This window comes from Vogesella mureinivorans, from assembly GCF_007644035.1.
GTDB lineage: Bacteria > Pseudomonadota > Gammaproteobacteria > Burkholderiales > Chromobacteriaceae > Vogesella > Vogesella mureinivorans.
In genome coordinates, this window is the sequence record NZ_VMTV02000060.1 from 1 (window position 1) to 389 (window position 389).

Here is a 389-nt window from a genome sequence, read left to right on the forward strand (position 1 = left end):
GCTGGGTCTCGTAGGCGAGCTGCTCGATATGGCGGGACAGCGGGTCGTCGGTCTCGTCGCAATGCATGTCGACCATCAGCCCGCGCTCGGCGGCCATCTCGCACAGCTCCGTCACCGAGCGGCGGCCATCATCCATCGTACGTTCGAAATGCGGGATGCCACCGACAACATCGACGCCCATGTCGAGCGCGCGGACGGTGTTGGCCTTGGCGGTAGGATCGCGGAAATAGCCATCCTGCGGGAACGCGACGAGCTGCAGGTCAATATAGGGCGCGACCTCGCGCCTGACTTCCAGCAAGGCCTCGACGGCGAGCAGCCGGTCGTCGCAGACATCGACATGGGTGCGGATCGCAAGCAGGCCCATGGAAACGGCCCAGTCGCAATAAGCG

At 64.8% G+C, this 389-nt stretch carries 1 protein-coding gene; it reads right to left on the bottom strand.

Annotated features, from left to right (window positions below; genetic code table 11):
• The coding region (locus FLQ44_RS01740) for an amidohydrolase family protein (RefSeq protein ID WP_338117449.1) at window positions 1-364 on the bottom strand (364 nt) is incomplete at its 3' end.
• Between the last annotated feature and the right edge of the window lie 25 nt (window positions 365-389).